Below are 13,581 nucleotides of genomic sequence, written 5' to 3'. Positions count from 1 at the left end.
GGAGTGTCACGGGAATGTGCGGGAGCGTGCGGAACTGCTGTACGGCCTTCAGTGGCCGGGAACGTATCCGCGCTGCTTGTCGACCACGTTCTTCAGCGGCCGGCCCGCCGCCCACCGCTCGAACAGATCCACGAACTGCGCGGCGAGGTCGTCCCGCCAGCCGACCGTGTCGCCGCTCATGTGCGGGGACACATGCAACCCCGGAACCTGCCACAACGGGCTGTCGGGGGCGAGCGGCTCGGTCGCGAAGACGTCCAGCGCGGCCTCCGCGATCCACCGCCGCTCCAGCGCCCGCACCAGCGCGTCCTCGACCACCAGCTGCCCGCGGCCGACGTTCACGAACCGCGCGGAGGGCTGCATCACGCCGAACCGGCGCAGGTCGAACATGCCGTGCGTCTGCTCGGTGAGCGGGGCGGCGGCGATCACCCAGTCGGCGCGGGCCAGGAGCCGGTCGAGGTCCTCGGGGCCGTGGATGCCGGTGCGCGGGACGCGGCCGACGATCGCGGCGGTCACGCCGAGCGCCTTCAGGGTGCGGGCGATCGCCCGGCCGATCGGCCCCGACCCGACGACCACGGCCCGGGTCCCGGCGACCCGCCGGCTCTCCCGGTGCCGCCACTCGCGCCGCTGCTGCGACTCCCAGGTGCGGGGCAGCTCCTTCGCCATCGCCAGGACCAGCGCGGCGACGTACTCGGCGATCGGCTGGTCGAAGATCCCGCGCGCGTTGGTCACCACGGTGTCCGACGCGACGAGCTCCGGGCACAGCAGATGGTCCACGCCCGCACTCGCCGAGTGCACCCAGCGCGGCCGCGGCCCCTCGCCCGGCCAGGCGTCGCGCACCGCCCGCGAGGCGAAGTCCCAGACCAGGAGTACGTCCGCCGCCGGGAGCCGTGCGGCGAGACCGGCCTCGTCGGTGTGCACCACCCGGGCCTGCCCGGTGAGGCGGCCGAGCCGGGGGAGGGGTTCGGCGTCGAGGACGAGGAGCGTGGGGACGGCGGCCATCCGGTTCCTCGGGTTCTCGTGTGCGAGCAGTGCCTGACGTGCGCGGACGGACCACGTTCGCACCGCAGTCCACAGTCGTCAACACGTCCGCCTGTACGGCCCGTTGCCCTCGGGCCCGACTCGGCCGGCCGGGTGACGCCGGGGCGGCGTCGCGCCGACGGGGTACCCGGGCGATGGGAGCGTGACAGGCGCTGACAGGCGCCGACGGGTTTCGCCGGACGAACCGCGGCAGGAAGGCTGGACATGACCGCACTCGGATTCCTCTACCCGGGCCACTCGGCCGAGGACGACTACCCCCGGATCGAACAGCTCCTGGGCAGCGACGTCCGGCTGGACCTGGTCCACACGGAGACCGGCGAGGACGCGCACCGGGTCGACGTGCTGCGTCAGATGGGCGCGCCCGAGCGGCTCGCGTCGGGCGTGGGGCAGCTGCGGCTGGCCGGCTCCGAGGCGATCGTGTGGGCCTGCACCAGCGGTGGGTTCGTGCACGGCTGGGAGGGGGCCCAGGAGCAGGTGCGCACACTGGCCAGGACCGCCGGGATGCCGGCCTCCTCCACCTCCTTCGCCTTCGTGCACGCGGCCCGGGAGCTCGAGGCCGGCCGGGTCGCCGTCGGCGCGGCCTACCCGGACGACGTGACCGGCCTCTTCGTGGAGTTCCTGCGGGCCGGGGGCCTGGAGGTCACCGGGGTGCACAGCGCCGGGACCGGCGGCGCGGCCGAGGTCGGCGCCTGGGGCGAGGCGGAGGTGCTGGCCCTGGCCCGGGCCGCCGACGCCCCCGCCGCCGAGGCGGTCCTGCTGCCCCACACCGCCCTCCACACCGCCGCGAGCCTGACCGTCCTGGAGAAGGAGCTGGGCAAGCCGGTCCTCACCGCCAACCAGGTCACGGTGTGGGAGGCCCTGAGGCTGACGGACCGTCGGCTGAACGCACCCCGACTGGGAGTCCTGTTCACCCGGGAGCCGCTTGTGCAGGTGTGAGCCGATCGGCTGGGCGCGGGCCGTCGGGAATAAACGGGGACTGCCTCCTGTTAGGCGGCGTGGAGAGCGTACGCCGAGATCAGGAGGACCCCCGTGGCGGCAGACCAGACGCCGGACCCGACGCCGAACCCGACTTCGGATCAGACGCCGGATCGGCGGTCGGAGCAGACGTCGGCCGACGAGATCCGGGGCGTGGCGCACGGCAGCGCCCCCGTCCCCCTCTCCGTACTGGACCTGGTCACCGTCGGCTCCGGCCGCACCGCCACGGACGCCCTGCGCACCAGCGTGGAGCTCGCCCGGCTGACCGAGGCGCGCGGCTTCCACCGGTACTGGGTCGCCGAGCACCACTCGATGCCGGGCGTCGCCTCCTCCTCGCCCGCGGTGATCCTCGCCCACCTCGCCGCCCACACCGACCGCATCCGGCTCGGCTCGGGCGGCGTGATGCTGCCCAACCACGCGCCGCTGGTGATCGCCGAGCAGTTCGGCACCCTGGAGGCGCTCGCCCCGGGCCGCGTCGACCTCGGTCTCGGCCGCGCCCCGGGGACGGACGGCGCCACCGCGGCCGCCCTGCGCCGCAGCGACCGGCTGGCGGAGGGGGCCGACGACTTCCCCGAGCAGCTCGCCGAGCTGACCCGGTTCCTGGACGACGACTTCCCCGACGGGCATCCGTACCGCCGGATCCACGCCGTGCCCGGCCCGATCCAGGCGACGTCTCCCGGGGGCGTGCAGTCCCGGCACCGGCCGCCGGTCTGGCTGCTCGGCTCCTCCGGGTTCAGCGCCCGGCTGGCGGGCGTGCTGGGGCTGCCGTTCGCCTTCGCCCATCACTTCTCCGCGCAGAACACCGTCCCGGCCCTCGACCTCTACCGGCAGTCGTTCCGCCCGTCCGAGGCGCTCTCCGCGCCGTACGCCGCGATCGGGGTCTCCGTGCTCGCCGCCGACGACGAGCGCGAGGCCCGCCGGCAGATCCTGGCCACCGGCCTCAACATGGTCCGTCTGCGCGGCGGCCGCCCCGGTCTGTTCCCCACTCCGGAGGAGGCCGAGGCGCACGAGTTCAGCCCGCTGGAGCGGGAGTTCGTCGACTCCTGGACCGCGAACATCGTCCACGGCACCGCCGACGAGGTCCGCACCGGCCTCGACGACCTCCACAAGCGCACGGGCGCCGACGAGCTGATGCTCACCAGCCACGCCCACCGCGGCGACCTGCGCCTGCGCTCGTACGAACTCGTCGCCGACGCCTACGGGCTGCCCCGCACCTGACCTGCCCCGCACCTGACCTGCCCCGACCGGGGATTCACGCCTGCGGGCAGGCCCGTGCCCCCATCAGCTCGGAGATACGATCCGGCGGCACCGGACGGGAGTACAGCCAGCCCTGTCCGGTGTCGCAGCCGATGCTGCGCAGCCGGGTGGCCTGCGCGGCGGTCTCCACGCACTCGGCGGTGACGGTCAGACCGAGCCGGTGGGCGAGGTCGATCATCGCCTCGACGACGACCTCGTCGGCCGGGTTCGGCGGCGCGCCGGCGCCCTCGTACTGGAAGCCGCGCACGAAGGACCCGTCGAGTTTCAGCACCGACACCGGCAGCCGGCTCAGATAGGCGAGGTTGGAGTAGCCGGTGCCGAAGTCGTCGATCGCGATGTGCACGCCCATGTCGCTGAGCGCCTGCAGCGCCTGCAACGGTCGTCCCGCCGAGCCCATCACCGCGGACTCGGTCAGTTCCAGCTGGAGCAGCTGTGGCGCGAGACCGGTCTCGGCGAGGATCTCCGCGACGTCCGCCACCAGGTCGGAGTCCCACACCTGACGGACCGCCACGTTGACGCTCACGAACAACGGCGGCTCGTCGGGGTTCTCCTGCTGCCAGCGGCGGGCCTGCCGGCAGGCGGTGGCCAGAACCCATCGGCCGAGCGGCACGATCGAGCCGTCCTCCTCGGCCAGCGCGACGAACCGATTCGGCGGCAGCAGTCCGAACCGGGGGTGGTCCCAGCGCACCAGGGCCTCGACGCCGCGCAGCCGGCCGTCCGCCATGCCGACCAGCGGCTGGTAGTCCAGCCGGAACTCGCCGCGTTCGATGGCGGGCCGCAGGGTGGAGGCCAGGGCCTGGCGGGTCATCAGATGCGCGTTGCGCTCCGGGTCGAACAGCGTCCAGCGGTCCTTGCCGTCGACCTTCGCCCAGTACAGCGTCGTATCGGCGGCCTGCATCAGGCCGGTCGCGGTGGTGCCGACGGCGTGCCGCTCGACGACCCCGATCGACGCGGAGACGTTCATGCGCTGTCCGGCGAGGTCGAAGGGCGCCTGCAGGGCCTTCAGCACGGACTCGGCGAGGTCCGCGAGCTGTTCGGTGCCCGTGGAGTCCTCCACGAGCAGGGCGAACTCGTCGCCGCCGAGTCGCGCCACCAGCGGCACGCTCGGCCTGGTCTGCCCGGCCTCCTTGGCGCACTCCGTCAGCCGCTCGGCGACGGCGGCCAGCAGCCGGTCGCCGACGCGGTGACCGAGGGTGTCGTTGACGGCCTTGAAGCCGTCCAGATCGAGATAGCACAGGCCGATCCGGCCGGTCCCGCTCTGCTCGTACGACTCCGGCTCCAACGCGGCCGTCACCCGCTCGAAGAACAGGGTGCGGTTGGGCAGCCGGGTCACCGGGTCGTGCATCTGCAGATGGCGCAGCCTCGCCTGGAGGTCACGGCGGGCGCTGATGTCGGCGACGGACAGCAGGACGCCGGGCGCGCCGCCGGCGACCGGGGCGACGGGATCGAGGGGGTCGAGGCCTACGGGATCGAGGGGCGACACGGTGATCTGCGCCCACAGCGACCGTCCGTCGGGCCGCTTCAGCCGCCGGCTGCAGCGCAGTCGCGCCTGCCGGCCGCGCAGCACCTCGCGGTAGGCGTGCCAGGTGCGGGCGTCGGAAGCCAGGTCCAGCAGCTCGGCGGCCACCCGCCCGACCAGGCCCGCGGCCGCGCCGCCGAGCAGCTCGCCGAGCGCCTCGTTGGCGTCGACGACCTGGCCCTCGCGGTCGACGAGGGCCATGGCCAGGGGAGCCGCCGCGAAGACGGAACGGTAGGCCGGAGGGTCGTTCCCCACCGTTCCCTCCGTATGCCCTGGCGTTGCCTCCGTCGCACGAGGAGGCGCCTCTCGCGCACAGGGAGGCGCTCCCTCCCCACGGGGAGGTGTCTGGATGTCACTCTCTGTGACGGCGGACCGGTCGAGGTCTGCCGCGGGCGTCGGCCCTTCGGACGTTCCGCTCACCGCTCGCTCCCGCAGTGCACTCGATCTCTGTCCGCGCAGGAAAGTGTGCCGATCATAGAGGCTGCCCCCGGACCCGCGCAGCCACTGCCCAGTGTCCCCGACCAACCCACCCTTCTGACAGATCGTTTCTGCCCGCAGGTGGACTGGTTCTGCGGGCGGACGACCGCTTGTGACGTTCCGTGAGAATTCCGGGGGTGTCGGGATTGATGCCCGCTTTCCCCCTCCTCACTCTTCTGGTGCAGGCAAACAGGGCGTAGTGCGACAAATTCCCCCAGGCTGGGTGGCGGTGTCCCGTGAACCGCCTCCGGAGGTCTGACGTGCCGCGACTGCTCCCGCGCCCCCGACTGCGCAGCACCGCGGCCATGTTCACCACCCTGTCGGCACTCGCCGCGATGTCCCTGGTCACCGGCCCCTCGGTCGCCGAGCCCTTCTCCGTCGCCCCCTGCGCCCTGCAACGCACCGCCGCCCACCACTCGGAGGGCCTGGACACCTGGAACACCGCCTATCCGCGCCCCGCCCGCTCCCTCGACGCGGTGATGATCTTCCTGTCCTTCCCGGGCTGGGCCCCGATGTCCACCCCCGCCGAACTGGCCGCCGACCACTTCCCGGCCACCAGCCGCTTCTTCCAGCAGGCGTCCTACGGCAGGTTCACCCTGCGCCCGCACCCCCTGAAGCGCTGGATCCACATGCCGAAGCCGGCCGCCGCGTACGCCATACGGCGGGACTGGAAGACCGAGGACCGCGCCGCCTATCTGCACGACGCGCTCGCCGCCGCCGACGCACAGGTCGACTTCTCCCGCTACGACGTCGTCTACTTCGTCGCCGACCCGGACGCGCCCGGCGTCGACTCCGACGCCACGAAGGTCGTCAACCTGGACGCCCCGCTGCACGCCGACGGCGCCGACATCAACCGGGTCGTCACGGTCTTCGAGAAGCACCCCCCGGACCGGCTGGTTCTCGCCCACGAGACCGGCCATGTCTTCGACCTGCCCGACCTCTACCACCGCCCCGCCGACGGCAAGGGCGACTGGGACACCTACGTCGGCGACTGGGACCTGATGGGCAGCCAGTTCGGCCTCGCCCCCGACCTCTTCGGCTGGCACAAGTGGAAGCTGGGCTGGCTCGAACCCCGCCAGGTGGTGTGCGTACGGGGCATCGGCCCGACCCGGCTGACCCTGGAGCCGCTCGGCGCCGGACCGGGCGTGCCGGTCACCCGCGCCTCCGGCTCACCGGCCTTCGGCCTCGGCGACGGCGTCAAGCTCGCGGTGGTGCGCACCGGCACGGACAGCGTGCTCGCCCTGGAGGCGCGCGGCCCGGTGGGCAACGACCGGGCGGCCTGCCGCTCCGGCATCCTCGTCTACCGCGTCAGCAGCGACGCCCAGTCCGGCCGCGGCCCGGTCGAGGTGATCGACGCCCACCCGCACACCGAGGCCTGCTGGGAGGACTCCGTCTACCCACCCCTCGCCGACGCCCCGATCGCCCTCGGCGAGAGCTTCACCGTGCCGGGGGAGAACGTACGGGTGGACGTGGAGGGACGCACGGCGTCGGGGGCTTGGACGGTGAAGATCACACCGGGGGTGACCTCTCCGACGGACGGTCACGGCGGCGAACGGTAAAGGGGGTGCGGGTGGCGGAGCCCCCGCTACGCGCGGCGCAGCCGCGCAGAAACGACGATGGCGATGTTTGTTCGCGCTTTCCGCGAACAAACATCGCCATCGACAACGTGCGCCGCCAGGGACTCGAACCCCGGACCCGCTGATTAAGAGTCAGCTGCTCTAACCAACTGAGCTAGCGGCGCCTGCTGACGTCGTAGACCTTAGCATCCTGATCCTGGGGAGGAAAAATCGATATCCGCACGGCCGCGCGGGCCGCGCGCACGGCCGCCCAGAGCAGGATCTCGGGGCCCGGCAGCCATGGGTGGCGGGCGTCCGGGGCGACCATCCAGCGGGTCACCGAGCCCTCCGCGGCCGGGGTGAGCGCGGGCACGGTCACCGCGTCCCCGTTGCCGTGGCACAGCAACGGCGGCACCGAGCCCGTACGGCCGTCCTGGCGCCCGTCCGCGCTCCACTCCTCCCACTCCAGCAGCGAGGGCAGCCGCTGGGCGGTGCCCGGCGAGGCGAACAGCAGCGTCCGCCCGCGGAACGCGGCCACCGGACCGGAGCCCGGCCCCTCGCCCCACAGTCGGTCCAGCATCAGCCGCCCGAACATCGCCGGCGCGCTCACGATGTCGAACACCGATCCGCACGGCAGCACGACCGGGGCCTGCGGCCGCTCCTCCCAGAGGGCGAGGGTGCTGCGCGGATACGTTCCGGCGGAGGCCAGCCAGGCGGCGCCGTCCGAGGTGACCCCGGCGGCGTCGGCGGTGTCGGTGCGGTCGGTGAAGGTCGCGTCCCCAGTGCTGCTCATACCGCCAGGTCTACCGGGGGTGAGCGGTCGGTTTCACAGGGTTGCGGGAAATCGGGACGGGAGGGGGTGAGAGGGAGTATCTTGCCCGGTCGGCATATGCCAGGGTCGATGTCCGCGGGCGGGTTTCAGGGGCGGCTCACACGGGGTCGGCGTGCCCCCGCCCCTCCGCGTCGCCGCGCAGCAGATCCCGGCCGAACTCGACCATCTTCTTCGCGTAGTCCTCGGTCCACTCGGCCCGCTCGGCGATGTCCGCGTCCGTCAGCCGGTCGAACCGGCGCGGATCGGCGAGCTGCGCGGCCGCCATGGCCTGGAACTCCACGGCCCGGTCGGCCGCCGCCCGGAACGCGAGCGTCAGCTCCGTCGCCCGTGCCAGCAGCGCGCCCGGATCGTCTATCGACTCCAGATCGAAGAAGTGCTCCGGATCGCCGGCCGCCTCGGCCGGCTCGAAGAGCAGGGGCGCGGGGCGTAGCCGCGGTTCGTTCCGACGCGGCGTGGGCTCCGCCATGTCTGATCCTCCTCGTACGGTTCGGATGCGGACCGCCTTCCATTGTCCCCCGCCGACGCAAGGGGCCCTCGGCCCAGCCTTCTCAAGCCATCCCACCCCCGCGATGTTCCCCACAGATCAGTGCCGCCAAGCCACCCGGTGTTCCGCCAGATGTGCCAGGACCGCGTGGTTCGCCTCCCAGCCGTCGGGGCTGTGTTCATCGGCCGCCTGCGGCGGTGTGCCGGACTCCGTCCGGCGGGTGGGAGGTGTTGGGCCCGGTGCCGGTCGGGGAGGCGCCGATCGTCGGTCATGGTCTCCAGGTCACCCGGTGTTCCGCCAGATGTGCCAGGACCGCGTGGTTCGCCTCCCAGCCGTCCGGGAACTTCACGACCGTCCCCAGTTGGACCGGTTCCGTCGACGGGTAGTCGTCCAGGAGGTCGGTGACGCCTGCTCGGCAGACCACCACGCAGGCGTGGCGGTGGCGGGAGGCGAGGACGCAGAGGCGGCCTGTCTCCAGGTGGAAGGCGGTGGCGTCGGGGCGGCCGGAGAGGGGGTGGAGGATCACGGTGACGTCGAACTCCATGCCCTGGAGCCGGTTCGCGGTGTCCACGGTGACGTCCGTGACGCCCAGCTCGGCCAGGGCCGCCCGCACCGCCGCCGCCTGGTCGCGGTGGGCCGTGCCGACGGCGACCCGGTCGGCGGTCAGGGGGGTGGGGTGCGGGGAGCGTTCCGAGGTGGCCGCGCCGCCGCGGTCCAGCAGGCGTCGTACGACCGTGGCGAGCGCGCGCACCGCCTCCGGGTCCGTGCGGGGCGTGTGGCGCGCGGGCAGCTCCAGCAGGCCCCAGCCGGCCTGAGCCGCCTCGTCGATCACCCGGTCGGGCCCGGAGCCGTCGGAGGGGACGGCGAAGGAGAGCCGCCGGTCGCCGTGCCCGGTGCCGCTGCGGAACGGGGTGTACGGGTAGAACGCGTCGGAGACCAGCGGCGCGGCGGACGCCGGGAGCCGCCAGGACACCGGCAGCCGGTGCTGGGGCAGCTCGGGGTTGTGCGCGAGCAGCGTCGACACCGCTGACGCCGACGGGTCGTACGACAGCCCCGCCCACTGCTCGCTGCCCACGATCGCGAACGGGTCCAGCTGCCCGGGGTCGCCCACGAACAGCGCCCGCTCGAACAGCCCGGCCACGGCCAGCAGCCCGTCCGACCGCATCTGGTACGCCTCGTCCACGATCGCGTGCCGCCACGGCTCGTCGACCTTCACATGCGCCCACTTGGCCGCCGTGGAGATCACCACCGGAAGCCCCGCCAGATCCCCGGCCTTCGCCGACTTCCGTACGGCGGGCAGGTCGTCCAGCGCCTTGTCGTACGGGTCGGCGTCACTGCTGTGCAGGCGGCCGACGGGCAGCTCGGGGTTCTTCTCGGCGAGCCGCAGGACGAGGTCGTCGACCTGGGCGTTGGTCTGCGCGACGACCATCAGCGAGCGCCCCGCGTCGGCGAGTTCGAGCGCGGCGCGGACGACGAGCGTCGACTTGCCGGCGCCGGGCGGGGAGTCGACGACCACACCGCGCGCGGTGCCGTGCAGGGTGTCGCGCAGGATCGCGTCGGTGGCACGGCCGGCCGCGGCGCCCGGATCGAATGCGGTCTGGGCGGTCACAGCACGTCCTCCTGGGTGACGGAATCCGGCGCTTCGGGCGCCTGCTCCCCGGGCGGCCCGCCGTGCGTCCACGGCGTCTCCTCCGGGTCGGGCAGCTTGGCGCCGCCGCGCTGCTCGTGCTCGAAGAGCGTGAAGCACAGCCGGTCGCCCCGCGCGGGCACCGACCCCTCCTCGGGCTCCTTGCCGCGGCCCATCTTGTCGACGATCCGCAGCACCAGCAGCCCCGCCCCGTCCGCCCCGTCTTCGTCGGGCTCGCCTTCCCGCCCCACGAACTCGACGGCCTGCGGTTTCCCGCCCAGCGACCGGAACGCCTTCGCCCGCTCCCCGAGATACGGCCGGTCGTCCGTGCGCACCGTGATCAGCGGGCGCGGGCTGGGCCGCTTGCCCTCGCTGTACGTCATGACGACGTCGACGACCTCGCCCGCGAACGCCTCCCCGTTCAGCCGCCGCCCCGCCATCACCAGCGGGTCGTCCAGCGCCTCCTGGGCCTCCAGCCGGGCCTGTTCGCGCTCGCGCGTGGCGAGCTTGTTGGCGGCGGTGACCGCGTCGTCGCGGCGCGGCTGCGGGGGCTCGCCGGCGACGACGCGGTCGCGGTGGCCGGTGAACGACCAGCGGTCGCGCGTCCACCGCTCCTCGACGTGCGCTCCCTCGGGCAGCGTCCGCAGCAGGTCCAGGCCGTGCCACACCGCGTCCCAGGTGGGCAGGGTACGGCTGCTCACCAGCTCGCGGACCTCGCGCTCGGCGGCGCTCAGCACGGCCAGCCGGTCGTCGGCCTGCAGCCCGTCCTCGGCGGCGGCCAGGGCGGTGCGCGCGCGGTCGTAGCGCTCGAAGGCCGGGGCGAGCAGTTTGTTGTCGAACGCCGGGTCGGTGGCCGGACCGGCCGGCGGGCATAGCAGCTGGCCGTCGGCGTCCCGCGCGAGCTCCGCCCGCAGCGCGGCCTCGGCGCCCCGCTCCCCCTGCGGCGGGTCGATCCAGGCGAGCAGCGCGCCCAGATGCTGGTCCTCCAGGCTGGACTGTCCACTCGCCCAGTGCCGGCCCAGCACCTCGGTGAGCGCCAGCAGCAGCGACGATCCGGGCACCCGGGCCCGCTCCCCGAAGTGGGTCAGCCACCGCCCGAGCAGCGGCACGCGCGGGGGAGCGGGATACGGCGTCTGGGGGTCCTGCTCCGCCGTACGCCGGAAGCGCATGGAGCGGCCGAGGAGGCGTACGAGGTCGACGCCCGCGCGGCTCGGGACGATCAGCTGGGGGGCGTCGGCGCACAGCTCGACCTCGACCTTGACGCGCTTGCCGGTCTCCGGGTCGGTCTCGCTGCGCTCGGCGGCCTCGACGACGTCCGCGTAGGAGTCGATGTACGGCAGGAGCACGTCCGCCAGTTCGGCCAGGAACGCGAACCTGAGGTCGCGGTCGCGCGGCTGCGGGACGACGAGCAGCCGGGGCGCGTTCCGGTCGGTGCCGACCAGTGCGCCGAGCGGGGCGCCGGCCTCACCGGCGGTCGTCAGCGGCACGAAGACCAGGGGGCGCTCGGACAGGCGGCGGTGGCGGACGGTGGCGGTGGGCTGGGCGCGGCCGGTGGCGACGGCCTCGAGGCGGGCGAGGGTGGCGATCAGCGACACACCGCCTCCTGAGCCGTCGGCGCGTCCTGAGGCGCGGGGGCCGACCGGGCGGTCTGCTGACCGAGTGCCTCGGCGCGCAGGCGGGCCGCTCTGCGTAGGGCGGCCACCGCCGGGTCCGTGGGGTCGCCGGCCGTTCCGTGCGCGGCCGCCAGGACGTCCTCGACCGTCGTCAGCCCGCCGAGGTCGGCGCGGACCGAGCGGCCCAGGGAGGTCACCGCGCCGGCCGCGCGGGAGCGGTCGCGGCAGTGGAACGCCAGCTCGCACGCGGCCAGGCACTCCGGTGCGTAGGCCGCCGGGACCGCCTCGACGGCCGCCGTGAGCTCCTCGGCGGGCAGCTCGGGGGAGAAGCAGGTCCCCTGGGGGAGGGCGTCGGCGATGTCCTCGACGCGGGTGAGGCGGGCCAGCTGGCGGCTGGTCACCGCGCGCTGCTTGCGGACGTCCACGGCGGACGCGGTGGGCAGGTTGGAGAAGTCCTTGGGGCAGACGAGGAGGACCCGGTGGCGGACCCTGGGCGCCGGGTCGAGGCGGGCGGCGACCTGCTCCAGCGCCAGCACGTACACCGCGGCCTGGCGGGCGGCCGCGCCGACCTTCGCCGGGTCCGCCGAACCGTCCAGCATCGGGAAGGACTTGATCTCCACGACCGTCCAGCTGCCGTCCGGGTGCACCACCACCGCGTCCGGCTCCAGGAAGGCGGGGGAGCCGGCGACGTCGAGCGCGAGCATCGGGTGGTCGAGGAGCGTCCAGCCGCCGCGGCTCTTCTCGGCGGCCTCGCGCAGCGCCAGCGCGGTGCGCGCGGTGCGGCCCTCGGGGCCGATCGCGGCCAGGTCGGGCACGGCCGCCCCGGTCGGCGGCTCGGCGCCGGGATCCAGCCGCTCCCGGACCAGTCGCAGCAGTTCCGCGCCGCCGTCCGCCTTCACCTTCGCCTCGAACGCGTTCCCGCGGGTGAGGGCGAACTGCGACTGGCCGAACGTCGACGGCGAGCCCAGCGCGCCCGCCAGCGCCGCCTTGTCCACGCCGGCCCCGTCGAGGATCGCGCGCCGCTCGCAGCCGGGGTTCGCGGCGAGCGCCGCGAGGGCACGGGCGTCCAGCGCCTTGGCCGGTACGTCGGGACCGCGCAGCTCAGCGAGCCGCTGCCGGAGCGCCGTCCCCCGCGTCCGTGGGAGAGGCGTCCGGGTCGGGGTCCGCCCCGAACCGTGACTCGCGCTGCCGTGGAATTCGCTCACCCGGGGAAGTCTGGCATCCGCCACTGACAATCGAGGCGTTCGCGCCCACAGAGCCTGCCGGGACCGACGGGTTCGACGGGTCCGACGGGAGCGACAGGTCCGACGAGGCTGCCGAGGCCGCCGGGGTGCGACCCGCCGTGAACGAGGTCCGGATCCGGTCGGCGGTCCGCATCACGAGCGGCGCCAGCAGGAACCCGACCCCCATCACGGCCGCGCCCGCGGCCGCGTCGAGGAAGTAGTGGTTCGCGGTGCCCATGACCACGACCGTCGTCAGCAGCGGGTAGAGGACGCCGGCCGTCTTCGCCGTACGCGTGCCGCCGTGGCGCCACAGCATCACTCCGCACCACAGCGCCCAGCCCACGTGCAGACTCGGCATGGCCGCGTACTGGTTCGTCATGCCGCCCATGCCGCGCGGCGCGCTGGCCTCGCCGCCCCACCAGCCGTACGAGCTGTACTGGGCCATCGTGTCCACGAAGCCGTGGCCCGCCGTGAGCAGGCGGGGCGGGCAGGTGGGCAGCAGGGTGAAGCCGATGAGGCCCATGAAGGTGGACGTCATCAGCCAGGTGCGGGCCGCCCGGTAGTGGGCGGAGCGCGAGCGGAACAGCCAGACCAGGATCGCGGGCGTGACCACGTAGTGCAGCGACGCGTACCAGAAGTCGGCCGGGACGCCGAGCCAGGCGTGCTGGGTGAAGAGGCGGTTCAGCGGGTGCTCGGCGTTGAGGCGCAGGGCCTTCTCGACGCGCAGGATCGCCAGTCCGTGGTCGACCGCGGCGGAGACGTCGCCCCGCGCGAGCAGTCGGCCGGCGGAGTAGCAGGCGTACACCAGCAGGATCAGCGGCAGCTCCGTCCACCAGCGCAGCCGGGTCCGCGAGGCCGCCTCGGTGCCTGGTGTCTCGGTCTGCGGCATCCGATCGCCTCCCCCTTCATGTGGCTTCTTGTCGCTTTTCGTCGCTGCGCCGCCGACGGCACGGACGTGCCACTTTACGGCGTATGTACGC

Annotated in this window: 11 protein-coding genes and 1 tRNA gene; 3 read left to right on the top strand and 9 right to left on the bottom strand. The window is 73.9% G+C overall.

Going from position 1 to position 13,581, the window contains the following annotated elements; translation table 11 throughout:
• Positions 1 to 48: 48 nt before the first annotated feature.
• Positions 49 to 999: a D-2-hydroxyacid dehydrogenase gene (locus OG562_RS15730; protein ID WP_266397863.1), complete on the bottom strand. Its 951-nt coding sequence runs from the start codon at positions 997 to 999 to the stop codon at positions 49 to 51.
• Positions 1,000 to 1,242: 243 nt separating this feature from the next.
• On the opposite strand from OG562_RS15730, the gene OG562_RS15725 reads away from it, so the two are divergent.
• Together OG562_RS15725 and OG562_RS15720 are read left to right on the top strand one after the other, a co-directional pair.
• Entirely contained in the window at positions 1,243 to 1,974 is a 732-nt protein-coding gene (locus tag OG562_RS15725) for a decarboxylase (RefSeq protein ID WP_266397860.1), read from the top strand.
• Positions 1,975 to 2,157: 183 nt separating this feature from the next.
• Positions 2,158 to 3,231: an LLM class flavin-dependent oxidoreductase gene (locus OG562_RS15720; RefSeq protein ID WP_266409282.1), complete on the top strand. Its 1,074-nt coding sequence runs from the start codon at positions 2,158 to 2,160 to the stop codon at positions 3,229 to 3,231.
• A gap of 34 nt (positions 3,232 to 3,265) precedes the next feature.
• On the opposite strand, the gene OG562_RS15715 is transcribed toward OG562_RS15720, so the two are convergent.
• Positions 3,266 to 5,209, bottom strand: a complete 1,944-nt coding sequence (locus OG562_RS15715; protein WP_266397858.1) for a bifunctional diguanylate cyclase/phosphodiesterase — start codon at positions 5,207 to 5,209, stop codon at positions 3,266 to 3,268.
• Between the two features lie 317 nt (positions 5,210 to 5,526).
• Here OG562_RS15715 and OG562_RS15710 point away from each other — a divergent pair, with 317 nt between their 5' ends.
• A complete protein-coding gene (locus OG562_RS15710; protein WP_266397855.1) occupies positions 5,527 to 6,825 on the top strand; it encodes a M6 family metalloprotease domain-containing protein in 1,299 nt (432 codons plus the stop codon).
• A 108-nt stretch (positions 6,826 to 6,933) separates the two neighbouring features.
• On the opposite strand, the gene OG562_RS15705 is transcribed toward OG562_RS15710, so the two are convergent.
• The 7 genes from OG562_RS15705 to OG562_RS15675 form a co-directional block, all read right to left on the bottom strand.
• Positions 6,934 to 7,007 (bottom strand) — tRNA-Lys (locus OG562_RS15705).
• On the bottom strand, positions 6,998 to 7,615 hold the full coding sequence (locus tag OG562_RS15700) for a bifunctional DNA primase/polymerase (protein ID WP_266397852.1): 618 nt from the start codon (positions 7,613 to 7,615) through the stop codon (positions 6,998 to 7,000). The genes OG562_RS15705 and OG562_RS15700 overlap by 10 nt, the downstream gene beginning before the upstream one ends.
• A 136-nt stretch (positions 7,616 to 7,751) precedes the next feature.
• On the bottom strand, positions 7,752 to 8,120 hold the full coding sequence (locus tag OG562_RS15695) for a hypothetical protein (RefSeq protein ID WP_266397851.1): 369 nt from the start codon (positions 8,118 to 8,120) through the stop codon (positions 7,752 to 7,754).
• Between the two features lie 286 nt (positions 8,121 to 8,406).
• The gene (locus OG562_RS15690) at positions 8,407 to 9,747 is read right to left on the bottom strand and encodes an AAA family ATPase (RefSeq protein ID WP_266397849.1); all 1,341 of its coding nucleotides are present in this window, start codon (positions 9,745 to 9,747) and stop codon (positions 8,407 to 8,409) included.
• On the bottom strand, positions 9,744 to 11,360 hold the full coding sequence (locus OG562_RS15685) for a hypothetical protein (protein ID WP_266397847.1): 1,617 nt from the start codon (positions 11,358 to 11,360) through the stop codon (positions 9,744 to 9,746). Before OG562_RS15685 ends, OG562_RS15690 begins: the two co-directional genes overlap by 4 nt.
• The gene (locus OG562_RS15680; RefSeq protein ID WP_266409281.1) at positions 11,351 to 12,478 is read right to left on the bottom strand and encodes a hypothetical protein; all 1,128 of its coding nucleotides are present in this window, start codon (positions 12,476 to 12,478) and stop codon (positions 11,351 to 11,353) included. Before OG562_RS15680 ends, OG562_RS15685 begins: the two co-directional genes overlap by 10 nt.
• A gap of 1 nt (position 12,479) precedes the next feature.
• Positions 12,480 to 13,490, bottom strand: a complete 1,011-nt coding sequence (locus OG562_RS15675; protein WP_266397844.1) for a phosphatase PAP2 family protein — start codon at positions 13,488 to 13,490, stop codon at positions 12,480 to 12,482.
• Positions 13,491 to 13,581: the final 91 nt, after the last annotated feature.

This window comes from Streptomyces sp. NBC_01275, assembly GCF_026340655.1.
Lineage (GTDB): Bacteria > Actinomycetota > Actinomycetes > Streptomycetales > Streptomycetaceae > Streptomyces.
The sequence above is the reverse complement of the archived record's forward strand: the minus strand, read 5'-3'. Positions and strand labels throughout refer to the sequence as shown.

Excerpts from the sequence above, each read along its gene's own strand:
- OG562_RS15700 (WP_266397852.1), bottom strand. The coding sequence starts at position 7,615 with ATGAGCAGCACTGGGGACGCGACCTTCACCGACCGCACCGACACCGCC.
- OG562_RS15730 (WP_266397863.1), bottom strand. The coding sequence starts at position 999 with ATGGCCGCCGTCCCCACGCTCCTCGTCCTCGACGCCGAACCCCTCCCC.
- OG562_RS15695 (WP_266397851.1), bottom strand. The coding sequence starts at position 8,120 with ATGGCGGAGCCCACGCCGCGTCGGAACGAACCGCGGCTACGCCCCGCG.
- OG562_RS15675 (WP_266397844.1), bottom strand. The coding sequence starts at position 13,490 with ATGCCGCAGACCGAGACACCAGGCACCGAGGCGGCCTCGCGGACCCGG.
- OG562_RS15725 (WP_266397860.1), top strand. The coding sequence starts at position 1,243 with ATGACCGCACTCGGATTCCTCTACCCGGGCCACTCGGCCGAGGACGAC.